The sequence below is a fragment of the Leptobacterium flavescens genome (assembly GCF_010671605.1).
GTDB classification, from domain to species: domain Bacteria; phylum Bacteroidota; class Bacteroidia; order Flavobacteriales; family Flavobacteriaceae; genus Leptobacterium; species Leptobacterium flavescens.
The window spans coordinates 252436-277556 of the sequence record NZ_JAABOO010000002.1; the positions used below are offsets into that span (position 1 = coordinate 252436).

The following is a 25121-nucleotide window of genomic DNA, read 5'->3' on the forward strand; positions in this document are numbered from 1 at the left end:
CCTCATGGACCTCCATGGGGGTTTTTTGTATGGATTAATTAATTTGAATAATTACAAAAACAATGTAACTGATTCTGGTTTTATACAGTCTTACCGGTAAACCAGAAATCAAAAATGAAGAAACCATTATTTTTAGTTACCGCCATTATTATACAATTAGGGGCATTTAGCCTAAATGCTCAACAAAAAACACTTTATTCCCGGATAGATTCGTATTTAACCGCCGGATCCGAAAACGGTTTTTCCGGGGCTATTGCTGTGGTTAAGGACGGAGATGTTATTATTAACAAAGGCTACGGCCTGGCCAATAAGGATACACAAACGCTTAATAATCCGAATACTATTTTCGATATTGGCTCTAACACCAAACAATTTACCAGTACGGCTATTTTAAAACTGGAGGAGTTGGGAAAACTAAAACTAAGCGATCCGTTAAGCAAATACTTTAAAGACCTGCCCACAGACAAACAAAACATCACTATACATCAGCTGTTAACCCACACAGCCGGTTTTCCGGATGCGATCGGGAAGGACTTCGATAAGATCTCGCAAGAGCAGTTTTTTAAAACGCTTTTCGCCGGCAAATTACTATCTGAGCCCGGAGCGAAGTATTCTTACTCCAACACCGGATACAGTGTTTTGGGGAGGATCATAGAATTAGTTTCCGGTCAGCCGTATGAAGCTTATGTAAACGAATATCTTTTTAAACCGGCCGGTATGAAACAAACCGGTTATCTTTTGCCGGAATGGGATACCAAACAACTGTCGCGCAGTTATAACCGGGGAATCTTAGATAGCGAATCACCTGTGGTACGTTATCAGAGAGACGGAGGCATCACCTGGCATTTAAAAGCAAACGGAGGGATTAATTCCACTCAAAACGATATGCTGCTTTGGTTCGAGGCGCTAAAAACAAATAAGATCCTATCCGCAGGATCCCTTAAAAAACTCATCACTCCTTATACAGGTAATTCCCGCTATAGTTATGCCTACGGATGGACGGTCAGGATGTTAGAGGGCAACATTAAAAGAGTATCGCATAACGGCTCTAACGGAGCCTATGCCCATTCGCTGGTTTGGTTCCCGGAAGAGGATGTATATATTGTTTATATAACCAATGCCAACAGTGCTAAAGTAGAATTCCTGGCTTATGAGGTTGCAAAAATGACCCTGGATAACACTTATGTCCCCGAACCGATTAAGAACAATGTTTATGCATATGCCATGGATTATATAAAGCAGCATCCGACAGACCAATCGGGGGAACTTGTCCGCTTACTTCAGGAAAATTACGCTGATGATCTTACAGATTCAGGGCTTTTAAATACCATCGGGAACCTCCTGATACGGTTTGATAAAAATTTAAACTGGGCATTGGAGCTTTTTAAGATAAATGTGCAGCAATACCCCGAAGATGGGAACCTCTGGGATTCTTTAGGTGATGGATATAAGGCAAACAACCTAAAGGAAGAGGCCATTAAAAGTTACCAAAAAGCCGTTGAGTTAGGATATAAGGGCTCCCAGAAAAAAATTGCCGAATTAACTAAGGAGTAGAGTGTCCTCCAAATGAATAGAAGGGTTTTAATCGAAAGGAGAACTCTTTTTCCGCCGTATAAGAGCCGTTTGCGTAAAAAATTTTCGAAGCCTTGGAGACAAATTTAGCAAACGGTGATGGTTTTGGCCTTTGCCAAAAATACCTCGGAAAAAGGGCCTTTTCTTTTGGTTCGTTTTCTTTGGGCAAGCAAAGAAAATGAACAGTATCTAGGTTTAGCGTTATGTTCTATAATTTTCATTTTGGCGAAAAAGCCAACGCACCAACTGGCTCCTAAAAACAAACGTACACCGTACCTTTGCTTTAAGGCCCTCTTTTTCATCAATGGAAAAAGAAAGAAGAACCCTTTTAACCTTTAATCCTTAATAAACTTAATAATCTCCTTATAAGAAGAACCAATCGGGATTTCCATCCCCCCAAGCAGCACAACATCCTTAGAAGTTAAAGAAGCAATCTTTCGGGTATTGATAATATAAGAACGATGAACCCTTAAAAAACAGGAGGGGAGCTTCTCCACAAAAGAGCTTATTTTATCTTTAGTAACGATGGTGTCGTTTGCAGTATGTATTCTCACATAATCCTTAATACTGTCTATAAACAGAATATTGTTAAACTCTATCCGTATCATCCGCTTGTTCGAATTAACAAAGATATGATCTGATGTTTCATTGGTTTCCGTGGACTCGCCGGAACCTGGTTGAATGGTTGTATTTAATGCCCTGTATTTATTGATGGATTTATAAAAGCGAACAAAGGATATGGGCTTTAACAGATAATCAATGATATCCAGCTCATAACCTTCCAGGGCGTATTCCCTGAAGGCTGTTGTTAGAATTACTTTGGGTTGTATGGTGGTGTTCTTTATAAAGTCGATACCAGTAACCTCAGGCATCTGAATATCTAAAAACAAAAGATCTATGGTGTTGTTTTGAAGAAAATGCCCTGCGGTTACAGGATTATCAAATGTAGCCACAAGCTCCAGGTCGGGTACTTTTTTGATGTATTTTTCAAGTACCTTAATGGCTAGCGGCTCATCATCTATAACCATACATTTTATAACCATATTACTTTAAATTAATCTTTAATATGACCTGAAAATGATCCTCTGTTTTGGTACTTTTCAGGTCGTAGTTGTTTTTATAGTTCAGCTCTAATTGCCTTTCTGCGTTGGAAAGTCCGATCCCGATATGCGCTTCGTTTTTCGTATTCCCCGGTTTGCCGGCAGATAAGGTATTAAAAACTTTAAAATAAAGCTCATTTTCATCAGCGGTTAATTCAATTTCAATAACCGTGTTACTCAGTGTAGTACTGGCACCGTGTTTAAAAGCGTTCTCTACAAATGATATCAGGATCAGGGGCGCGATCATTACGTTGGGATCATGAAGGTGGTGTTTAAAATTCAGCTTTAACTTATTGCCGTAACGCAGCGATTCCAGGTCTATATAATCTTGTATAAGTGCAATTTCTTTTTCTAGCGGAACCTCGGCATCTTTACACCGGTAAAGCATATAATCGAGCATATCGGACAGTTTTAAAACAACTTCCGGTGCTTTTTCAGATCGTTCCAGGGTAAGTGAATACAGATTATTTAATGTATTAAACAGGAAATGCGGATTTGTCTGCGCTTTTAAAAACTTAAGTTCGGTATTGGCTTTTTCCTTTTGTAATACTTCAAGCTGATGGCGTTCCTCAAAACGATCCTTAAATGCCTTGATTATAAACATGATAAAAACAACGACATAGACTGCCGGAAAATGAACGACCGCCAAATGAAACGGGTTCGATACTATTTCTATAAGGCTTTGCGGCTCGTAGTATTTTGGAGTGAAAAGCTTGGGCAAATACGTGCCTGAAAGCTTTGAAATAACTAAAAACACATATACCGAGATCAAAAAATTTACTCCAAACCAGAAGTATTTCTTTTTAAATAAAAGTTTCGGGACCTGATAATAGACCAAAAAATAACTCGCTAGTACTTGGGCGGGTAAAAGACTTAAGCCACTCACTACGGTTTTTTTAACGCTTCCCTCATTTAATGCAGCCAAAATAGGTAAGCTTATAAATACCAACAGCCAGAAAATAATGTGTGCAACGACTCTGTTTTGAATGATCCAATCGACCGGGTTCTTTCTTTTAACCATAGTCCATAAATATATAAAATATGTGTCCGGCATCCCTTTAAAAAAGACGAATCTTAATAATCTGCTGCCTAAAATGCACTTCCTGCGGATTAAAAATATTTTCTGTTGCTAAGCATCTTATAGCCGTCGGAAGTTAAGGTTCGTCTATTTTACCATTTTTCATTCAGCCTATTCAATAGGTTTACTTAATAAAACATCAACACCGATAAAACAGAAAGAAAAGATGAAAACTACCAGATTATTAATGTCGATATGTGCTGTATCATTCAGTACCCTCTTTGCTCAGGGGCAAAGTAACGACCTTGCACCCGAAGCTACCGCCACCCAGGCCACACTTTCATTCCGGGACATTCCAATACTTAAGAACGGCTTTATGGATGCAACGCCAGCCGATAGAAAAGACGGGGTTCCTGTAGGCGAATTAGGTGTTGATGGTGGTAATAAAGAAATGATCCTAAAGCTGGCTCAAGAGATTGCCGATAATAAACTTGGTACTTTCGACAGCTTTCTTATTGCTTATAAGGGCAAGCTCTTATTTGAATCCTATTTTACACGGGGCCGCATCAACCTGCCACATCCGCAGGCATCAGCAACTAAAGCTCACACCGGTTTGTTATTGGGTCGTGCTATTCAGCTGGGGTATCTTACCATGGCCGATCTGGACAAACCGGTGGTTAGCTTTCTCAAAGACCTGGATCCGACAAAATTTGTTGAGGGGGTAGAAAAGATCACCCTGCATAAGGCATTGACTATGCGTGGCGGGCTTCGTATCAGTAAAGAACAAAGTGAAGAATTCGAGAAAAACCCCGCTGCGTTAAAGGGCCAGAGTATGGTTCAGGCGCTGTTTGAGCGTAGCGCACCAATTACCACAGAGTCTCAGCACTTCTCCTATGGCAATTACAATCCGGAATTGGTTATGCAAGTCATTGAGGCTGTCGTACCAGGCAGCGCCCGGGACTTTATTAAAAATGAACTCTTCGATAAAATGGGTATTACCAATTATGACTGGCAGAATGAGATTAGTGGCCTGCCGGCTGCAGGATGGAGATCGAGCATAACATCACGCGCTATGGTAAAGTTGGGAATATTGGCCATGAATAAAGGCAAATGGAATGGGGAACAGCTTATTCCGGAAGCGTTTATAGCCAAAACAAACAGCAGGGTCCTCCATACCGGTGATGATGATGTCTACGGCGGGGGTAAAGATGTCTTTAATCAGGGATATGGTTATTTCAGGTGGAATGCAGATCTGAAACATGGCAATAAAAGCTATTACAGTACATCGGCTCAGGGTGGTGGCGGCCAGTTTATCATTGTAATTAAAGAGCTCGATCTCATTATTGTGACTACCGGTCATAATAATGACGGTAACGGGACCTTGCAAATAACCGCAGAAAGGATCCTGCCTGCTTTTATTAAGTGATAGGACTACTCCAAACATTATAAAAATTCAAAACAATGAAATACACAACACGATTACTATGTCTAATTACTCTTTTAATTAGCGGCATTGGCTTCGGGCAAAACCTGCCAAAATTTGTACATGTACAAGGCGGAACTTTTACGATGGGCGATGAGTGGGGCTCAGGTAATAAAGACCAGCGACCCACCCACGAGGTTACCCTAAAGAGTTTTAATATCAGCCAAACCGAAGTTACCGTTGCGCAATACCGCTATTACTGTGATGCCACGGGAACAGCCATGCCCAAAGAGCCCGGTTGGGGTTGGCAAGACAACCACCCTATAGTAAATGTAAGCTGGCAGGATGCTGTAAATTATACCAACTGGCTTTCTGATAAGCTGGGCCAAAAGGTACGCCTCCCATATGAGGCAGAATGGGAATACGCAGCCCGTGGTGGCAATAAGTCTAAAGGTTACAAATACAGTGGCGCCGATGGCATTGATGAAGTGGGGTGGTATGATGGTAATTCCGGCAAAAGCCCTCAGGCGGTAGCCAGTAAAAAAGCAAATGAATTAGGGCTTTATGATATGAGCGGTAATGCCTGGGAATGGTGTATGGATATCTATGGAGGCGACTATTATGCCAACAGCCCTAAAAACAACCCCAGAGGCGAAGCTAACGGAGACGCTAATGTAATACGTGGCGGTGGCTGGCACATTGGAGCCTCTTTTAGCAGTGTTGCTTATCGCTATGGCAGCCCTTTTACCGGTGAAGTGTATGAATATTTTGGGTTTCGTGTGGCCTCGGATAAAAAAGAATAACTGACTTGAGCATCAAAATTTGGTAATATGATCGAAAAACTAAAAACAATAAAAAAGGCACATTTTACTTTAACTCTCATAACGGCACTGTTTTTAAATGCCTGTAATACTAAAAAAGAGAACTCAAAAGGCAACGATGTACCGACCGCTGAATCATCCGTTACAGAAAGCCCTTATCTCGGACAAAAATTACCCGGTTTAACGCCTGAGATCTTTGCTCCCGGACTTGTTTCAACATTAAACTGGGAAATTGGCGGTGTCTTTACACCCGATATGAAGGAGTTTTATTTTATCAGGGAGATCGGGGAGACCGATGATGATAAGAAACAGGTGTTTATGGCCTTTCAATATAGGGATGGTCGATGGCAGGAATCTGTCATATCGCCCAGGGTAGGACAAGCTTTTATCTCGCCTGATGGAAAGACCATGCACCTCGGCAGAAGATATAAGGAGCGTACCGAAAATGGCTGGTCAGATATAAAAAGCCTTGGCGCCCCGTATAAAGACATGCCTATCATGCGCCTTACGGCTTCCTCTAAAGGAACCTATGCTTTTGATGAGGCTACCGAGAGTGGCAATAGTGTTCTTCGATACTCGAGATTGATCAACGGAGAACGTGAGGAACCCAAACCTTTTCCTAAAGAGATCAATACCGGAAAGTACAATGCACATCCTTTTATTGCTGCAGATGAATCCTACGTTCTTTGGGATGGTCAAAGAAATGATGGTCCCAGGAATGCCGAGATCTATGTTAGTTTTCGACAGCAGGACGGCTCATGGGGTGAAGCAATTAAGCTGGGAGACAAGATAAACACAAGTGCTTCGGAATTCGGTGCGCGTGTTACGCCGGACGGGAAGTATCTTTTCTTTAACAGGAATGTAGGCAAAGTAAAACCAACCGATAAATACTCAAATACAGATATATTCTGGGTAGATGCGCAGGTTATAGAAAACCTCAGACCCTAACTGTGATTAAAAATTAAAAACTATGAAAAGAACATATTTTACTTTAATACTTATACCGGTATTATTCTTAAGTGCCTGTAATACTAAAAAAGAGAGTTCAAAAGGCAGCGATGCACCGACCAGTGAATCATCCGTTACAGAAAGTCCTTATTTTGGGCAAAGCCCACCAGGTTTAACTCCTGAAGTTTTTGCGCCCGGGGTTGTTTCTGTGGAAGGAAGGTATGAATTCGGAGTGTCCTTTTCTCCGGAGATGGATGAAATGTATTTTTCACCTACCATAGAAGGGCATTCAGTGACCTATTTCTCAAAGCTTAAAGATGGTAAATGGACTCAGCCTAAAGAAGCAAATTTCACAAAAGGAAGAGTAAGGGATGAGTTTAGTGCAACGGTAAGCCTTGATGGAGAAAGGATCTATTTTACCACCTACGATTCTCTATATCCGCTTAAGATCTGGTATGTAAACCGTGACAGGGATTCCTGGAGCGAGGCAAAACTACTGGATTCGCCCATCAATAATGAGGAGGCTATTAACCTGAATGGGGCTAAAAACGGCGATCTCTATTATATGAAGTCGGCAAACAGGAAGCAGATAATGTATTATGCGCCTGACAATAATGGCGAATTTCCCATAGGACGCAAGGTTGGGATCGACTACGGAACTCATGGGTTTATTTCTCCATCCCAGGATTTTTTAGTAGTAACAGCTAATAAAGAAAATGATCGATCAAAAGACAAGGATATTCATGTTTGTTTCAGACAAAAGGATGGAACATGGACCAAACCGATCAATCTTGGAAGCCCGGTAAATACCGATTACAGAGAAGGAAGTCCCACACTCACTCCTGACGGTAAATATTTATTTTTCAACCGATATGATGAAGAAAGCGGGAACCCGAACATTTACTGGGTGAGTACTGAAGTGATCAACAGATTAAAACCTTAAGAATATGAAACAGGTAAAAACCTTCCTCGTTTTGACTTTCCTGCTTGTCTTTATTACGTCTTGCCGGGACGGAAAAAGATCAACCCTTACGATACTCAGTGACCAGATCCCTGTTGATACCCCTTTGATCTTTGGGCAAGGTATTGTTTCAACCGACAGCAAGGAGTTCGCCATCACTTTCTCTCCGGAAATGGATGAGTTGTTCTTTACGCGAAGGAAAGCAGGAGAAGACAATGAAATATATACTATGAAATTAGTCGATGGCAAATGGTCGGAACCGAAAGCAGCATTTTTTGCTGCAGATACAGGATGGGACTTTGAGCCACACATCAGTCCCAAAGGAAACCGGCTCTATTTTGGTAGTACCAGGCCACTTCCCGATACAACTGCCAGACGAGGAATGCATCAATGGGTTAGTAAAAAAGAGGGGGATAGCTGGAGTGAGCCCATACCTTTGGAAAAACCGTTTGCAGATAGATTTACCATGTATATAACATCTTCAGAGAACGGGAATCTGTATTTTACTTCAAAAGAAAAAGATACCAAACCCGGGGAAGGAGGTATTTATTATTCTGCAAATCAGAGAGGTCAGTATACCGGCGTTGAAAAAATGGGAGAGGAAATAAACTTTCCCGGTGGCAAGTGGATCGCTCATTCATACATTGCACCCGATGAAAGCTATATCATCTACGATGGTGAAAGCACTTCAGGCTATGGCGACTGTGATCTGTACATCAGCTTCAATAAAAACGGTATTTGGACAGAACCTTATAACCTTGGACCTGAAATCAACACAGATCAATGTGAAATGTGTGCCAGTGTATCACCCGATGGAAAATATTTATTCTTCCACAGAGGCGGAGATGATGATGGAGATATTTATTGGGTGGATGCCCGGGTTATTGAGGGCCTTAGACCCGATTTTTAGAGTAGTTCATAACTATGTAGAGAAGTTGATAAAATTTAGTTTGAACACATCAGATAAAAAAGCATCTTTGTTGGGCTTAAAAGCAGAAAATACGAAAACAGTTAAATTTTTACTTCCCGGTAATATCAGAAAAAGAAAACAAAGTATTCAATGTCAAAAATTAAAATTTTAATCCTGGTCAATCTATTTATTACGTTTGGCATACAAGCTCAATTTACAAAATGTACCGATCTGGATAATTCGGACGACTTAAAATCATCATTTTGCACCACCATAAAAGTGCCTCTTAATTATCAATCGGACAATAAAGACTCTATCAGTTTATTTGTCAGGAAATTTCCATCGGTAAAAAAGAAAAAAGGTTCTATCTGGTTGATTCCCGGAGGTCCCGGAGAATCCGGCGCCAGCCTATATCCATTAGTCACTGAGTTTTCAAAGATATTTCCTCATTTAGATATTTTTATTCCGGATCACAGAGGTACCGGCTTTTCAAGTAAAATATGCCCGAAAGAAGAGGGGGTGGATTCTCCTAATGGGATAGCCCTTGTAAATCAGGAATGGGGCACTTGTTTTGATCATATGTATAAAAATCAATCCTATGTGCAAGCCTTCAACATTACAAACGCAGCAAATGACTTAAGCTTCTTGATCAACAATTTAAGCGGAGAAGGAAAACAATATATTTACGGGGTATCTTACGGAACACAGCTGGTATTACGCCTTCTTCAGTTAAATTCGGTAAACCTTGATGGGGTTATATTGGATTCCCTGGTGCCCTTGCAGGATGATGATGATTACGATTTAAGTCGCAGATCATTTGTAGTCAATGATATTGGACGTTCCGTACTGGACTTTTATGATAAGCAGCAACCGGCTGGTACGCCATCATTAGCTTCTCAGCTACAGGAAATCATTCAACGATCCCGGACAGATGCGGAGTTTAAGGAAAAAATACCTGTACCGGATCTAGCGGGACTCTTCGGAACGATGTTGGACATCCCCGAGGTGAGAAACAAAATACCTGAGATCATACGTGCTTTGTCTGCAGATGATCTTACACCTTTAAATAATGCGATCAGTAGTATTACGGAGTTTTATAATTCCTATGGTGCTAAGTATAAAACCTCGGTAAATTCAATTCCGCTGGTGCAGGTAATATCATCTTCTGAGAATAATCTGAGGCCGGAATTAAAGAAAAGTGAAGTAGCAACAGCATCAAAAGAATTATTATTTACAAGCCCGCTTCCGGGATTATTAGCTGAAAACTCTATGCCTACCTATAAAAAGGATGCATATTTTGCCGCAACTCCGGATAAAATGCCTCCAACTTTGATTTTACATGGAACTTTAGATCCTAAAACCCATCTTTCCGGTGCTACCCGTCATTTTGAAGAGCTTACAAAAAACAACAATGCAATAACTTATATCCGTATTCAGGATGCACCACATTTTATAGCATTATTTGCTCCGGATAGTTTTGCATCGATTGCTTCAAAATTTATAAAAGGAAAAAAACTGGAGAATAAAGTGGTACGCGACAGTAACACACTATTAAAATAGATCTGAAAGAGCGGGGCAAAACCATATTATTAAACTTTGTATTTGGTTCTTCCGACAGGAATACGTGCCCCGTTCTTTAGCTTAGCAATAATTTCCTTTATTTCAGATACTTCTCCTCCTGGATTCAGATCCAGGGGAACAAGATCGAATGAACTGTTCTCATCTATTTCGCATTATTATAATCCAGGCCAATTTGACTGTTTAAATGGGCATTGTCCCAAAACAGGTGCTCTTCAACTATTCTTCCGTTCTTCCATCTTGCAAGCGTAGCAACATGTATTTCAAATTCCTTACCTGTTGGCTGTAATGTCTTTCCGTTTGGCAATGTTATGGGCTTTACCCATTTACCTTTTGTAATACTGGCCCCAGCGGTCCATTCTCCATATCCGAAACCAATAATATGTTCGGGTATTTTCGTGTCGAATTTTTCAAAAAGGAACTTTAATTCCTCAAGATGTTGTGGAGCGTATGGTGTACTTAAAGCACCATTAGGATTTATAACCCTCACATCCTCGGCATGAATTTCTGCCAATCTCTCCATATCACGGTTATTGAATGCTACAAGATCCAATTCATCAAATGTTTCCAGCTGTTTCCTGGTTAATTCCCTTTCGGCATTATGCGCATCCACTATGGCCTGGAGCTCGTCTACCTTCTTTTGTAATTCCGCTACTCTGTTGTCACTGCAAGAAAGAGCTAATACTGCAATAAGAGCGGTTAAAATTGTTTTTGTTATGACTTTAGTACTTCTCATGTTATTGTTGATTAAATGTTAGACCTGTTGCGTATTCGTAAGATTTAATAATTACCTTTTTGATAACCTCTAAATCATTTTCATCACGTGGGGCATATACAAGGATTTCCTTTATACCCTGATCATAAAACATATGTCTTACGCCCCATTTCTTATCCATAATTTCATTTTCTACTTCGGTTGCAACAATCGTGTGTATGCTTCCATCCAAATGTAAATGTGTGAATTCCCTGCCCCCCGGAGGAATCATAAATGCATCGATATGCCCGACATCCTCGTTTTCATCCAGCCACATAGCAACGGTTGTTGGTACTGAGATCCTCGTTGCTTCCTTTCTGACCTTTGGAAAAGTAGAGAACATCCAGTCATGCAACTTTTTATAAATTTCTCTCGGACTTTTATCTGAATACTGTAATTGCGGCGGGACTTTCCCTATTTCCGGAGTTTCCCCTTCCCGGAGAGGGAGAATAAATTTTTCATTTCTAACTGACATCTTTTCAAATTCTTTTTTCTGTTTGACTATCGAAGGATCAATACTGCCTCTTTCATGGGCAAAAAGCATAAATGCTGCTATGACAAAAAATCGATACATCAAAAGAGTTAATTCCTGAGGGTCAAAGGTCTAAAGAGGTAGAAAGAAAAAAAATAAGGTAGATTAAGAAATCAGCTGGTGTACTGTTTCTTTAGTAAACTTAGAAATTCTGGTGTTAACCCCAGATAACTTGCTATGTGTTTTTGAGCAATTCTTTGAGCCAGATCTGCATGGTTTTGAATAAAATGCTCATAACGCTCCATAGCAGTATAGGACAGATTTTGCACTGTTCTGTTTTGTTGAGCGATTACATCATTCCGGAAAAGAATCCTTGAATATTTAAGAAACTCCGGCACTTCCCGGACCAGGTATTCCCAATCATTCAGATTTATTGCATGAACGGTTGTATCTTCCAGTGCCTGGATCCTGTATTTTGCCGGTGTTTTTTCAACAAAACTGGCTAAATCACCTGCCCACCAATTTTCAACAGAAAAATGAATGTTGTGTTCCACACCATTAAAATCTGTAATATAGGTTCTAAGGCAACCTTTTGATACAAAATAGACATGGCGGGAAATGGAATTAAAATGGAGCAAGTGCTCTTTTTTCCTGTATTTCTTTTCAGAGAACCTGTCCGTTATCAGCCCTAATGTCTTATCAGAAATTGCTAGATGACTTTTAATATGTTGGGCTAATTTTTCCAATAGAATTGCTATTTGGCTGTGTAAATGGAAATATAACCAAAAAGATTTAATTAAAGATGCCTGTAAATAGGAGAGGGGGTTTTAGTACCGTCATTGACACTCTAAAGCCACTTTGCTTTTATGTCTTTATATTTGGTTCTTCCGATAGGGATACGTGCCCCGTTCTTTAGCTCAGCTATGTATTTGCTTCCGGATTCGACAATGATTTCCTTTATCTCAGACATTTTTGCCAAATATGATTTGTGGATACGTTCAAAAGAATAGGACAGCAACTGTTCCAGCTTTTCGAGGGATTTATCGTGTAATTCCTTTTTTCCGTCTGCCAGAAAGAGCTCGGTATAGGTGCCGGCACCTTTTATGTATAGCAGATCTTCAACAGGGATAAGCTGTATACGGTGTCTTTTTTTTACCGCTAAATATTTGATCGTACTTGTTTCTATAATTTCTTGGGTAATGGCCCTGTTTAAGGCTTGTTCCAGCCGGTCTCTGTTAAAGGGTTTCGGCACAAAATCCAGGACCCCGTATTCAAAAGCCGTAATTGCCTGGTCTTTATAAGCAGAAATAATTATAGTATGAAATGCCCCGGATACTGCCGTGGTAAGCAGGTCGAAGCCACTTTCCCCGTTTAGATTCAGATCGAGGAGAACAAGATCCAGCGAACTGTTCTCAATATGCCACAAGGCATCATGGAGATTGTCTATATGCTTTAGCGATTGTAAGGCATTCCCCAAAATATCGCGCGTCATTCGCTCGATTCTTTTGGCGATCCTGGATTCATCTTCAACGATTAAAATGTTCATTCTCTTCAGGAGTATATTTTTATGATGTTCTTCCAGCCGTGATCTGTAGGTTTGGAGATAAAATCCCATTTGGAATTATAGCTCTCCGTAAGCCGGGCCTTTATGTATTTCAGCCCCGTACCGTCTTCTCTTTCAGCTGTCGTTTGTTTTGCACGGGTCGCAAACGTCAAAAATGTATAGGACTTGTACTGACTGTTCGACTCGAAAATAAGCTTAAATTTAATACTATTATCTTCCAGAGGCAAGCTGTGCGTAATTCCGTTTTCCAGTAGAGTGTGAAGAATGGCGGGCGGTATTTTTTCCTCGAAGTCTATGCCTTCCTGCTGCCAGGAATAGTTTATTTCTTTCCGGTACTCCATGATCTCAAGATGTCTGCGACAAAGTTCTATTTCCTGAGCAATAGGGATCATTGTTTTGTTTTCTATCTGATTAAAAAGATCAAATTCTTTAGCCAGGGCTTCTATAAACAAAACACCTTTTTTAGGAGCTTCTTCTATCCAGTCTATTAAGGAGGTAAGGGTGTTCATCAGGAAATGAGGCTGAATATTCTTTTTGAGCAGTTCCAGGCGCAGGCGTGTAGACTGGACCAAAGAAGTTTCATAAGCAAGTCGTTGTTCTTTGATTCTGAGAGAAAGCAAATAAAACATTCCAAGAAGAATAATACTAAAGCCTATAATAAGACCTATGTTAAATTTGGTAACAAAATTTACCAGCATAGAAAGGAGGAGTGTCAACAATATGAGACGGGCACCTTTCATTTTTTTATAAACACCAAAAACCACAATACCAAAGGAGAACACCCACATGCATATAGCCATATTCCGGGCTGTAAAATCGAAGAAATCATGTTTGATGAAAAATGTGAACATCAGTATTACAGCATAAACAATTAAAGCAATCTTTCGTTTCGGATAAGGAAATTCCTTGGAGAAATAGAAGGGGATCAAAAAAGAGATCCCAAACATCAGGATACCGATAGTTTCCAGTCGAATACGATGATGCCTGTAATGTATAGGCAGATAGCTTGTAATAAATTCTGCGAGATTTAATATAAAAAAGAGAAAGCAGCAGATACTGAAAATAAGCAGGCGATACTCTTTTTTATTACCCAGAAACAGAAAAAGAAAGTAGATGGAAGCGATTAAAAAAGCACCTGCAAAAATGTGCATATAGGAAGTTTGGATAAGCCGGTCTGTTAATAAAGCATCATACTTGTCGATATCTACTTTCATACCAACATGACCCGGAAAATAAAAAAGACTTGATCGGATGGCCAGCATATGTTCTCCCTCTTCACTCAGGTGAGGAGGAATGATAAAAGGAGCAAACATTTTACCTTCCGGGGCTAAAGTTGCTTCCTGTCCGGGATTACCATTTCTACCGATCAAAACCCCATCCCAAAAAACTTCATACTCACCGTAAAGATAAGGTCGGATAGCATATGGGTGTAGCGTATCCGGGGCCTTTAAAATATCTATTGGGGTCCTGGACCAGAATACCTCACCACCTTTCAATTTCGGCTTTCTTTTATCCCAGTCTTCATCGTTCCAGTTTTTAGCAGCCCATTCTTTTTGATCACCAATCTTGGATAGTGTCTGGTATTCTATAAAAACAGGGGGCTGAGAACAGGAGGCTACCAATAGCAAGAAGCATATTAAAAGGAAATTGGGTAAAGATCTCGAGTTCATTTTGAATGAGGTTTATTGATGCAAGATAATCATAATAATGATCCTCTTATGAGCAGTTCATTAGCGTACAGAGCAGTTGGCAAAATTTAGATTGAATACTTAAAAGAAAAATACATCTTTTGTATGGTGAAAAGCTATTAAAACAAATTGAAAATGATGAAAAGGACGTATTTTATTTTAATACTTGTATTAATTCTGCTTTTAAATTCCTGCAATACGAAAGATCGGAAAGTAAACGATCCTGATCCGCAAAATTCTACCTCTATATCGTATCCGATTGCTTATGGGTTCGATGGAATTTGTCTTACCAATTTAGATGGTACTTCAACAATTAGGCTTTCCAATGGTCATCATGGCTATCCGGCCTGGTCTCCGGATGGGAAAAAGATTGCTTTTTACGCTTATCATGATGGCAAAAAAACATGGTCTATTCATACCATGAATAATGATGGTACGAATAAAGAACGATTAACTCATGTAAAAAACAAATGGGATAATATGCCAACATGGTCGCCGGATGGAACAAAAATAGTTTTTGGAAGAGATTACAGGGATCCGGAAGGAGCCTGGCATTATGAAATTTGGATCATGAACTCTGATGGTAGCGAACAGAGGCAAATAAAATCATTAAGCGGTGGTGGGCCTTCTTTTACAGCGGATGGCAGGCTCCTTTTTCATTCGGAATACAGGGATAAAGAAAGTGAGATAAGTATCGCGAATATTGATGGGAGCAACATTATTCACCTAACAGATAATGAAGCTGAAGAGTGGGATCCTAAAATCTCACCGGATGGTAAGCATATCACTTTCATGTCTAAGAGAGATGGAAACCGTGAAATTTATGTTATGGATATCGATGGATCCAATCAAAAACGATTAACTAATAATGAGGGTTCTGACGGAGGGCCATGTTGGTCTTCTGATGGCTCCAAAATAATATTCCATTCCGAAAGAAAAATAAATGGAGAAGATGATAATGGTATTTATATCATGAATAAGGACGGTTCTTCTTTAAAAAAGATTGGACCTGGCTGGCAACCTACAGTCTTTAGAAACAATTAAATAAATAAAAAACACATTCAATGGAAGTAAATAATATGAAACTCATAAAGATCGTAACCTCAATTACTTTGTTGCTTGGCTTAACGGTTTTTGGTCAAAAAAGCAGCACGTCCAGAGCATCAGAATACCCGATTGCTTTTGGGTCAAACGGAATTTGTATTACCAATTTAGATGGTACATCAACAGTAAGGCTTACTAACGGAGATCACGGTTATCCTGCATGGTCTCCCGATGGGAAAAAGATCGCTTTTTATTCCTATCACGATGGAAAAAAGACATGGTCTATTCATACCGTAAATATTGATGGTACGAATAGAAAAAGATTAACACATGCAAAAAATAAGTGGGATAGTACCCCTTCATGGTCTGCAGATGGAAAGAAGATCCTTTTTGCCAGAGAGTATAAAGATCCGGAGGGAATTTGGCAATATGAAATCTGGATAATGAATTCTGACGGTAGTGGTGAAAAACAAATAAAACCACTGGTTGGAGGGAACTGTTCCTTTACTCCGGATGGAAGAATTGTCTATTCTGCGGAATTCAGAGATAAAAAGAGCGAAATATACATCGCTGATGTAGATGGTAAAAATATCACTGCGCTAACAAATAACGGTACTAATGCGTGGCACCCCAAGATTTCACCCGATGGTAAGCATATTGCTTTTTCGTCTGACAGAAGCGGAGATCGTGAAATTTATGTCATGAATATCGATGGATCCAATCAAAAACGATTGACTAATAGTATTGGTTCTGATGGAGGACCATCCTGGTCTCCTGATAGTTCTCAAATCATGTTTCAATCAAAAAGGGAGAAAGACGAGAATGGAGAGAGGAGATCAAACCTTTATATCATAAATAAAGATGGCTCATCATTAAGAAAGATCACCTCTCAGGGTGGTTGGCAAGTTGCGTGGTTTAAAACAACCAAATATTAAGAATTATGAAAAACAAAACAGGATTATTTCTTTTATTACTTATTACACTGACAAATAGTGGTTTTGCTCAACAAGGTGATGGCCTCGCACCTGAGGCTACAACCTCTGAGGCCACACTTTCATTCCGGGACATCCCGGTACTTAAAAATGCCTTTGTCGATGCATCACCAGCCCGTAGAAAAGATGGTATTCCCGTGGGTAAATTGGGAGCCGATGGTGGCAATAAAGCGATGATCCTTAAACTGGCACAGGAGATCGCAGCCGGTAAACATGGTAACTTCGACAGCTTTCTTATTGCCCACAAGGGTAAGCTCCTCTTCGAGTCCTATTATTTGCGTGGCCGCATCAACCTGCCCCATCCGCAGGCATCAGCTACCAAATCCTATACAAGCATGGCTGTGGGCCGTGCCATACAGTTAGGTTATCTGACCATGGCCGATCTGGACAAGCCGCTGGTCAGCTTTCTGAAAGACCTGGACCCGGCAAAATTTACTGTGGGTGTTGAAAAGATCACGCTTCATCAGGCGTTGACTATGCGTGGAGGGCTTGGTATCAGTCAGGAACAGAGAGAAGAATTCGAGAAAAATCCGAGCCGGTTAAAAGGCCAGAAGCAGGTTCAAACTATTCTTGAGTATAGCGCACCCATTACCGAAGAGTCTCAGAAATTTTTATACGGTAATTTCAATCCGGTCATGGTGATGCAGGTCATTGAAGCTGTCGTACCGGGATCCGCTAAAGACTTTATTAAAAAAGAACTCCTGGACAAAATGGGTATTACCAATTATAACTGGCAAACTGCTATTAGCGGCCTGCCTGAAGCCGGTTCACGCTCGAGCATGACATCCCGGGATATGCTTAAGTGGGGTATCCTGGCTGCGAACAAAGGTAAATGGAATGGCGAACAGCTGATCCCGGAAGCGTTTGTCACCAGAGCGATCAACAGGATTGTCCGCCACAGCGATGATGAAAATTTCTCCGATTATGACGATATCTCTAACACCGGATATGGTTATTTCTGGTGGCAGGCAGACATGAAGGCCGGTAATAAGATCTATTTCAGCACATCTGCTCAGGGAGGAAGCGGGCAATGTATCATCCTGATCGAAGAACTCGATCTGATTGTAGTGACCACTGTCCATAGACTGGAGAAGAGTGTTTTGCAGATGACAGCAGAAAGGATCTTACCGGCTTTTATTAAGTAATAACAGAATCGTTACCAAAGATTATGGAAAGTAAAGCAATGAAAAAGACCTCTTTTATTTTGATAGCTGTAGTTATGCTGTTCTTGAATGCCTGCAATACTAAAAAGCAACACTCGGAAGACAGTGCTTTATCAACTACAGAGGATCCCTTTCTGGGGCAAAAACCACCGGACCTGGTTCCTGAAGTCTTTGCTCCCGGCATTGTTAATACTGCAGAAAACCGCGAAATTGAAGGGATGTTTTCGGTAGATATGAAAGCTTTTTACTTTATCAAGAGACCACTTAGCGAAGATGCTAAGTCCAATGTATTGACTGTTGTTGAATATAAAAATAATCAATGGCAGGAGTCCGGTATCAGACAGGGGGTGAGTGAACCATCTATTTCTCCCGACGGGAAGACCATCTATTTTGCAAAAGAATATATGGAACGCACCGATGAGGGCTGGTCAGAACTAAAAAGCATTGGTGAGCCTTTTGAGGATATTGATATTATGAGGCTTTCGGTGTCTTCCAACAACACTTATTACTTTGATACTTTTACCCCAAAACTGGATACACCTCTGCGCTATTCACGCTTAGTAGACGGCGAATATGAAGAACCTAAATCGCTGGGAGAGCAGTTTGCCACAGGTATTTATAATGCACATCCCTTTATCGCACCCGATGAATCCTATATTATATGGGATAGCAGAAGAGACAGCGGATACGGATCATCCGATCTTTATATCAGCTTTCGGGAAGCCGATGGTTCATGGGGCCCTGCCATCAACATGGGCGACAAGATAAATACCCCCAATGCCGAAAACTATCCGACGGTATCACCCGACGGGAAATATCTCTTTTTTGATCGAAGGGAAAAATCAGAAAGCAATGAACCTCCGGTAGATATCTACTGGGTATCTACACAGGTTATTGAGAACCTCAGGCCCAGATAGGGCAGAAGGTATGGAAAAGGTCCGGTAGGTCTTTTTAGTGAACAAGCCGGCTAACGGGTTAGAATTATTAATTGCAAACACAAATAGGCAAATAATGAAAAAGACATATTTTATTTTGATACTTGTAGCTGCACTGTTTTTAAATGCCTGCAATACCAAAAAGCAACAACCGGAAGAAAATGATCCATCCACTGTAGAAGCGTCTTATTTCGGACAAAAACCACCGGGGAGTACTGCCGAAATTTTTGCTCCGGGTACCGTATCGGTAAACGGGAGATATGAATATGCGGTTTCCTTTTCTCCTGAGATAGATGAAATGTATTTTTCAGGTGAAGGGGAAGATGGGGTTCCGCATGTGTATTTCTCAAAACTCAGGGAAGGTGAATGGACCCAACCGGAAATTGCAAATTTCACCAAAGGCAGGAAAAAGAATGAATTTGAAGCCTTTGTACATCCCGGTGGCGACAGGATATACTTTGCAGCTTATGACACTATTTTCGGCGATGAGAAAGTTTGGTACGTCAACCGCCTGGAGAATACATGGAGCGATGCCGTAAAACTCGATTCGCCTGTAAACGACGACTTTGTTTTTTATCCGAATGCTGCAAAAAACGGAGATATTTTCTACACGAGCATTTCAAAAAGGAAAATGTATTACGCCCCAAATAAAAATGGCGAATATCCCGAAGTACACGAAGTCGGGATTGAATATGGCCTTCACGGTTTTATTTCCCCGTCTCAGGATTTTATACTGGTAGATGCCCGGAAGGAGAATGACAGGACCTAAGACAATGATATTCACGTCTGTTTTAAAAAGAAAGACGGCTCATGGACAAAACCGATCAACCTTGGGGATGGCGTAAACTCCGATTTTACCGAAACATGCCCCAGTATCACCCCGGATGGCAAATACTTGTTTTTTAGCAGGTATAACGAAGAAGGAGAGATATCGAATATTTATTGGGTAAGCACAGAACTTATCCATAAGTTAAGGCCTGCCGATCTATAAGTTTGATGTAGCCTACAGTGCCCTCCGAAGCTAACTTGACATGCATACGGCTGAGGAGGGGAGTAGGGAACGTTCCAAATTTTCTTTAACAAATTGAGCCTTCAATCTGCTTCTAATTTTTGTATTTTTAGGAAAAAATAAATATGAAAAACTTACTTCTCTGTTTTTTATTTGTTTTCCTGACAACTCAATATGTAAATGCTCAAGACCGAATAACCGGCAAATCTTATGCAACCCGATCTGAAGTACTGGGTCAAAACGGAATGGTTGCAACCAGCCATCCTCTGGCGACTCAAATCGGGCTCGATATCCTTAAAAAGGGTGGGAATGCCATAGATGCTGCTATTGCTGCAAATGCTGCACTGGGGCTCATGGAACCCACAGGATGTGGTGTTGGTGGCGATCTTTTTGCTATTGTCTGGGACGGAAAGACAAAAAAACTCTATGCTCTTAATGCCAGCGGCCGCTCCCCTCAGAAACTCACTTTAGAATATTTTGAAAAGCGGAATATGGAAAAGATCCCGTCGCACGGACCACTACCCGTTAGTGTTCCCGGTGCAGTAGACGGATGGTTTGAACTTCATAAAAAATTCGGATCAAAACCGATGACAGAAATCCTGGCCCCGGCTATTGAATACGCTGAAAAGGGCTTCCCGTTAACTGAGCTCATTGCATGGTATATGCAGCGAACCATACCCTTTTTTGAATCGCAAAATTTCCCGAATATCGAGGATACCTACAAAACCCAAAATGGTGGTAAACTACCCAATGAAGGAGAGATCTATAAAAACCCGTATTTGGCTGATACCTATAGAAAAATTGCTGAAGGTGGGAGGGATGCCTTTTATAAAGGTGAGATAGCTAAGATCATCGGGAAATTTATCAAGGAGCAGGGAGGTTTCCTCTCAGCCAAAGACCTTGCAGCACATAAATCGGAATGGGTGGAACCCGTATCTGTCAATTACAGAGGATACGATGTTTGGGAATTACCTCCGAATGGCCAGGGTATTGCTGCCCTTCAGATGTTACAGATATTGGAAGGCTACGATTTTACAAATATCGAATTTGGAAGTACGGAACACCTTCATCTCTTTACCGAGGCTAAAAAACTGGCCTTTGAAGATCGTGCAAAATATTATGCAGATATGGACTTTTTTGATGTTCCCGTTGAGCAGCTACTCTCGGATGATTATGCCGCGAACAGAAGAAAACTTATTGGAAACAGGGCAGGTACCTATTCAGCGGGTGAAATTTCCGCCGGAGAGACTATTTATATGACGGTGGCAGATAATGAAGGCACCATGGTGTCATTAATACAGAGTAATTACCGTGGAATGGGTTCCGGTATGGCTCCGCCTAAACTGGGCTTTATGTTACAGGATCGCGGGGAATTATTCAGCCTTAAACGCGGACAGGCCAACACTTACGAGCCTGCCAAGCGACCTTTTCATACTATTATCCCTGCATTTATTACCAAGGATGGGAAACCTTATGTTAGTTTCGGAGTAATGGGAGGTGATTTTCAGCCTATGGGACATACACAAATTGTAATGAACCTTATCGATTTTGGCATGAACCTGCAGGAAGCTGGGGATGCGCCGAGATGGGATCACACTGGTGGCGCTAGTCCTTTGGGAAGAACCACCGAAGATACCGGTACTATACGGGTTGAATCCGGTATTCCTTATTCAACGATCCGCGGTTTAATAGATAAAGGTCACAATATCGGAATAGCACGTGGTATTTATGGCGGATATCAGGCCATTTTATGGGATGATAAGAACAAGGTTTATCATGGAGCTTCCGAAAGCCGTAAAGACGGACAGGCAGCAGGATATTAAGCCTTAACACACTACTGGATCAGCTTGCACATTAGAGGGAGATATTTATGCTTTTGTTTTATGGTGAAAGCGATTTAGTGTGTTATCAAAACGAATCAACTAAATTATAATACTAAAATGAGATCAATTTTAAAACTAGGAGTGCTGTGGAGTATTTTCTTTGCGATGATACTGCCGTTACACGCTCAAAAACTTAATGAAGGGACCTTTAAAGGTTTGCAACTCAGGAATATCGGGCCCGCATTCACCTCGGGTAGGATTGCGGACATTGCTATTCATCCGGATAACGAAAATATCTGGTATATAGCCGTTGGTTCCGGAGGTGTATGGAAGACTACAAATTCCGGTACAACATGGAAGCCCATTTTCGACAATCAAAAGTCATACTCTATCGGAGCTATTGCCATCGACCCTAACAATACTCATACCATCTGGGTAGGTACGGGTGAAAATGTAGGAGGGCGTCACGTTGCCTTTGGAGATGGGATCTATGTAAGTCACGATGATGGGGCTTCATGGAAAAATATGGGTCTGAAAAATTCGGAACATTTGTCGAAGATCATTGTTCATCCCGAGGATTCAAATACTATTTGGGCAGTTTCCCAGGGGCCGTTATGGAGCTCCGGAGGTGAACGCGGTGTCTATAAATCGACCGACGGAGGAAAATCGTGGAAAAGAACTTTGGGAGACAGCGAATGGGTAGGAGCCACAGACCTGGTGATCGATCCCAGAGACCCTGATGTTCTGTACGCAGCTACCTGGCAGCGTCATCGTACGGTTGCAGCCTATGTGGGTGGCGGACCCGGTTCAGGCTTGCATAAAAGTACCGATGGTGGTGAAACATGGACTAAATTAACCAAGGGGATCCCGGGTTCCAATCTGGGAAAAATAGGATTAGCTATTTCTCCTTTCAATCCGGATGTTATTTATGCGGCTATTGAATTGGATCGAAAAAAGGGTGGTGTTTTTATGTCATCGAACAGAGGCGAATCCTGGACAAAGCAATCCGATGCGGTTTCCGGAGGTACAGGGCCTCATTATTATCAGGAACTGTATGCATCCCCTCACCATGAAGGAAAACTGTTTTTGATGAACAATCGCGTGCTGATCTCTGACGATCACGGGAAAACATTCTATACGATGAATGAACGCAATAAACACGTCGACAGTCATGCGATGGCATTCAAAGCTTCCGATCCTAATTATGTGCTGTTTGGTACCGATGGAGGTTTGTACGAAAGTTTTGATTTGACTAAGAGCTGGAAATTCGTCAGAAACTTACCTATTACCCAATACTTTAAAGTGGCGGTAGACGATTCGAAGCCATTCTACAAGATCTACGGAGGAACACAGGATAACGGGTCTCACGGAGGGCCTTCGCAAACAACGAGTTCCGATGGAATTGCTAATTCCGATTGGTGGAAAACCTTAGGAGCCGACGGGCATCAATCGGCTACAGAGCCTGGAAACCCTAACATCACTTACGGAGAATTTCAGCAAGGAGCCCTATGGAGAATAGATCAGACTACCAGGGAAACAGTATTTATACAACCCCAGGCTTTACAGGGAGATCCCTACGAACGTTTTAACTGGGATGCACCCATTTTAGTAAGTCCACATGATCCGAAGCGTTTGTATTTTGCTTCACAACGCGTTTGGCGTTCTGATAACAGGGGAGATGACTGGACACCTATTTCTAATGATCTGACACTAAATCAGGATCGTATTACACTTCCTATTTACGGAAAACAACAAAGCTGGGATAATGCATGGGATATAGGTGCAATGTCTAATTATAATACCATCACATCTTTAGCGGAATCGCCAAAACAGGAAGGCCTGATCTATGCAGGTACGGATGACGGAATGATCCAGGTTACCGAAGATGGAGGAACAAGCTGGCGCAAATATACTTTGAGTAATATAAAAGGCCTCGGTCATGTTCCTTTTGTAAATGATGTTCGTGCAGATCTGTTCGATGCTAATGTAGTATATGCCGCTGTAGACAATCATAAATACGGCGATTATAAACCCTATATACTTAAGAGTACCGATAAAGGGAAAAGCTGGACCATCATTAACGGAGATCTGCCCGATCGTCTTTTGATCTGGAGACTGGTTCAGGATCACGTAAATAAAGATCTGTTATTTGCGGCTACGGAGTACGGTATTTATTTTACGTATAACGGAGGCTCTAACTGGATACAATTAAAAGGAGGAGTCCCTACCATATCATTCAGGGATATCACGATCCAAAGGAGAGAGAACGATCTTGTCGGAGCTTCTTTCGGAAGAGGGTTCTTCGTTTTAGATGACATTACCCCGATACGTAATTTTACATCGGCTATGTTATCAGAAGAAGCTACGTTATTCCCCATCAAAGATGCGTATTGGTACCGGCCTTCAAACAGGGTAGGTAGTCAGGGAGATGCGGAATATATCGCTCCCAATGCACCTTTCGGGGCCAGGTTTACCTATTTTATGGCTGATAAAGTGAAATCTCTAAAAGACGATCGTAAAACAAGAGAAAAAAAGAATACTGATTTTCCGGGCTGGGAAGCTTTGGAAAAGGAGAATAATCAGGATGGTCCAACCATACTTTTAGTGATAAAAGATGCAAATGGAAACCTGATCAATACTGTGCAGGGAACCAATAAAAAAGGATTTAACCGTGTAAACTGGAGATTGAATTATCCGAATAAAAGAGGAGAAAGGCTGGCGCAGCGCGGCAACAGTTTCGGAGATGGAAATATAATGGTTACCCCGGGTACTTATACCGTAACCTTAGTAAAACGGGTAGATGGGGTTACAACTACCTTGCAAGGCCCCAGGGAGTTTAATGTAATTCCTATGTATGACGGTGCTTTACCGCGAAAGTCATTTGATGAGATGCATGAATTCAGAAAAGAGGTTTTTGCTTTTCAACAGGATTTAACCGCTACGAATCTGATCATGACACGCGAAATGCAAAAGATCGGAGCAATGAAGCGCGCTGCTAATAAGACAACGGCAGCAAATGAAGCCTTACTGCAGAAGATCAATGATACCCGGGTAAGTTTACTGGCTATTCAAAAAGAATTGAGAGGAAACCCGATAAAAGGTGAAATAGGAGAGCGATCCAATCCTACACCTAATGATGGAAACCGCATTGCCTTTAGCGCTTTCTCCAATACATACGGACCTACCGGAACGCAGAAAGCCTCATTAAACCGGGCAAAAAATCAATTGCAGCAAATAAAAGCGAAACTGACCAATGTTATGGAGAACGTATTCCCTGATATTGAAAGACGCTTAAAACAAGCCGGTGCACCCTGGATAGAAGGGCAGGGGCTGATCAAAAATTAGA

The 25121-nt window shown here is 41.2% G+C and carries 21 protein-coding genes; 14 read left to right on the forward strand and 7 right to left on the reverse strand.

Features of this window, described 5'->3' with window-relative positions:
* Positions 1-114: 114 nt before the first annotated feature.
* The gene (locus GWK08_RS08665) at positions 115-1554 is read left to right on the forward strand and encodes a serine hydrolase domain-containing protein (RefSeq protein ID WP_163606543.1); all 1440 of its coding nucleotides are present in this window, start codon (positions 115-117) and stop codon (positions 1552-1554) included.
* Positions 1555-1907: 353 nt separating this feature from the next.
* On the opposite strand, the gene GWK08_RS08670 is transcribed toward GWK08_RS08665, so the two are convergent.
* The gene (locus GWK08_RS08670) at positions 1908-2615 is read right to left on the reverse strand and encodes a LytR/AlgR family response regulator transcription factor (protein ID WP_163606544.1); all 708 of its coding nucleotides are present in this window, start codon (positions 2613-2615) and stop codon (positions 1908-1910) included.
* A gap of 1 nt (position 2616) precedes the next feature.
* Positions 2617-3693 carry a sensor histidine kinase gene (locus tag GWK08_RS08675; protein ID WP_163606545.1) on the reverse strand — a complete coding sequence of 359 codons (1077 nt, stop codon included), beginning with the start codon at positions 3691-3693 and terminating at the stop codon, positions 2617-2619.
* 223 nt (positions 3694-3916) lie between these two features.
* Between GWK08_RS08675 and GWK08_RS08680 the strand changes: the two genes are divergently transcribed.
* From GWK08_RS08680 to GWK08_RS08705, 6 genes are all read left to right on the forward strand, one after another.
* A complete protein-coding gene (locus tag GWK08_RS08680) occupies positions 3917-5116 on the forward strand; it encodes a serine hydrolase domain-containing protein (protein ID WP_163606546.1) in 1200 nt (399 codons plus the stop codon).
* 35 nt (positions 5117-5151) lie between these two features.
* Positions 5152-5916 carry a formylglycine-generating enzyme family protein gene (locus GWK08_RS08685; RefSeq protein WP_163606547.1) on the forward strand — a complete coding sequence of 255 codons (765 nt, stop codon included), beginning with the start codon at positions 5152-5154 and terminating at the stop codon, positions 5914-5916.
* A gap of 27 nt (positions 5917-5943) precedes the next feature.
* The gene (locus GWK08_RS08690) at positions 5944-6882 is read left to right on the forward strand and encodes a TolB-like translocation protein (RefSeq protein ID WP_163606548.1); all 939 of its coding nucleotides are present in this window, start codon (positions 5944-5946) and stop codon (positions 6880-6882) included.
* Between the two features lie 22 nt (positions 6883-6904).
* Complete coding sequence (locus GWK08_RS08695) at positions 6905-7825, forward strand: PD40 domain-containing protein (protein WP_163606549.1); 921 nt, start codon at positions 6905-6907, stop codon at positions 7823-7825.
* A gap of 4 nt (positions 7826-7829) precedes the next feature.
* Positions 7830-8753, forward strand: coding sequence for a TolB-like translocation protein (locus GWK08_RS08700; RefSeq protein ID WP_163606550.1), 924 nt, complete (start codon positions 7830-7832; stop codon positions 8751-8753).
* A 150-nt stretch (positions 8754-8903) separates the two neighbouring features.
* On the forward strand, positions 8904-10313 hold the full coding sequence (locus tag GWK08_RS08705) for an alpha/beta fold hydrolase (protein WP_163606551.1): 1410 nt from the start codon (positions 8904-8906) through the stop codon (positions 10311-10313).
* A gap of 163 nt (positions 10314-10476) precedes the next feature.
* Here GWK08_RS08705 and GWK08_RS08710 read toward each other — a convergent pair whose 3' ends face one another.
* The 5 genes from GWK08_RS08710 to GWK08_RS08730 all read right to left on the reverse strand — a co-directional run bounded on the left by GWK08_RS08710 (position 10477) and on the right by GWK08_RS08730 (position 14791).
* Positions 10477-11067, reverse strand: coding sequence for an ester cyclase (locus GWK08_RS08710; RefSeq protein WP_163606552.1), 591 nt, complete (start codon positions 11065-11067; stop codon positions 10477-10479).
* A gap of 1 nt (position 11068) precedes the next feature.
* The gene (locus GWK08_RS08715; RefSeq protein ID WP_163606553.1) at positions 11069-11659 is read right to left on the reverse strand and encodes a luciferase domain-containing protein; all 591 of its coding nucleotides are present in this window, start codon (positions 11657-11659) and stop codon (positions 11069-11071) included.
* A gap of 71 nt (positions 11660-11730) precedes the next feature.
* On the reverse strand, positions 11731-12303 hold the full coding sequence (locus GWK08_RS08720; protein ID WP_163606554.1) for a Crp/Fnr family transcriptional regulator: 573 nt from the start codon (positions 12301-12303) through the stop codon (positions 11731-11733).
* Between the two features lie 101 nt (positions 12304-12404).
* Positions 12405-13103 carry a LytR/AlgR family response regulator transcription factor gene (locus tag GWK08_RS08725; protein ID WP_163606555.1) on the reverse strand — a complete coding sequence of 233 codons (699 nt, stop codon included), beginning with the start codon at positions 13101-13103 and terminating at the stop codon, positions 12405-12407.
* Between the two features lie 5 nt (positions 13104-13108).
* Positions 13109-14791, reverse strand: coding sequence for a histidine kinase (locus GWK08_RS08730; protein WP_163606556.1), 1683 nt, complete (start codon positions 14789-14791; stop codon positions 13109-13111).
* Positions 14792-14944: 153 nt separating this feature from the next.
* Between GWK08_RS08730 and GWK08_RS08735 the strand changes: the two genes are divergently transcribed.
* From GWK08_RS08735 to GWK08_RS08765, 7 genes are all read left to right on the forward strand, one after another.
* Positions 14945-15853 (forward strand): TolB family protein, encoded by a 909-nt coding sequence (locus tag GWK08_RS08735; protein WP_163606557.1) that lies wholly within the window; start codon positions 14945-14947, stop codon positions 15851-15853.
* A gap of 20 nt (positions 15854-15873) precedes the next feature.
* The gene (locus tag GWK08_RS08740; RefSeq protein WP_163606558.1) at positions 15874-16788 is read left to right on the forward strand and encodes a DUF5050 domain-containing protein; all 915 of its coding nucleotides are present in this window, start codon (positions 15874-15876) and stop codon (positions 16786-16788) included.
* Between the two features lie 5 nt (positions 16789-16793).
* On the forward strand, positions 16794-17990 hold the full coding sequence (locus tag GWK08_RS08745; RefSeq protein WP_163606559.1) for a serine hydrolase domain-containing protein: 1197 nt from the start codon (positions 16794-16796) through the stop codon (positions 17988-17990).
* A 23-nt stretch (positions 17991-18013) separates the two neighbouring features.
* Positions 18014-18925, forward strand: coding sequence for a TolB family protein (locus GWK08_RS08750; protein WP_204336036.1), 912 nt, complete (start codon positions 18014-18016; stop codon positions 18923-18925).
* 94 nt (positions 18926-19019) lie between these two features.
* Positions 19020-19712 (forward strand): hypothetical protein, encoded by a 693-nt coding sequence (locus tag GWK08_RS08755; RefSeq protein WP_204336037.1) that lies wholly within the window; start codon positions 19020-19022, stop codon positions 19710-19712.
* A 365-nt stretch (positions 19713-20077) separates the two neighbouring features.
* Positions 20078-21775 (forward strand): gamma-glutamyltransferase, encoded by a 1698-nt coding sequence (gene ggt / locus GWK08_RS08760; RefSeq protein ID WP_163606560.1) that lies wholly within the window; start codon positions 20078-20080, stop codon positions 21773-21775.
* A 117-nt stretch (positions 21776-21892) separates the two neighbouring features.
* On the forward strand, positions 21893-25120 hold the full coding sequence (locus GWK08_RS08765) for a WD40/YVTN/BNR-like repeat-containing protein (protein WP_163606561.1): 3228 nt from the start codon (positions 21893-21895) through the stop codon (positions 25118-25120).
* Position 25121: the final 1 nt, after the last annotated feature.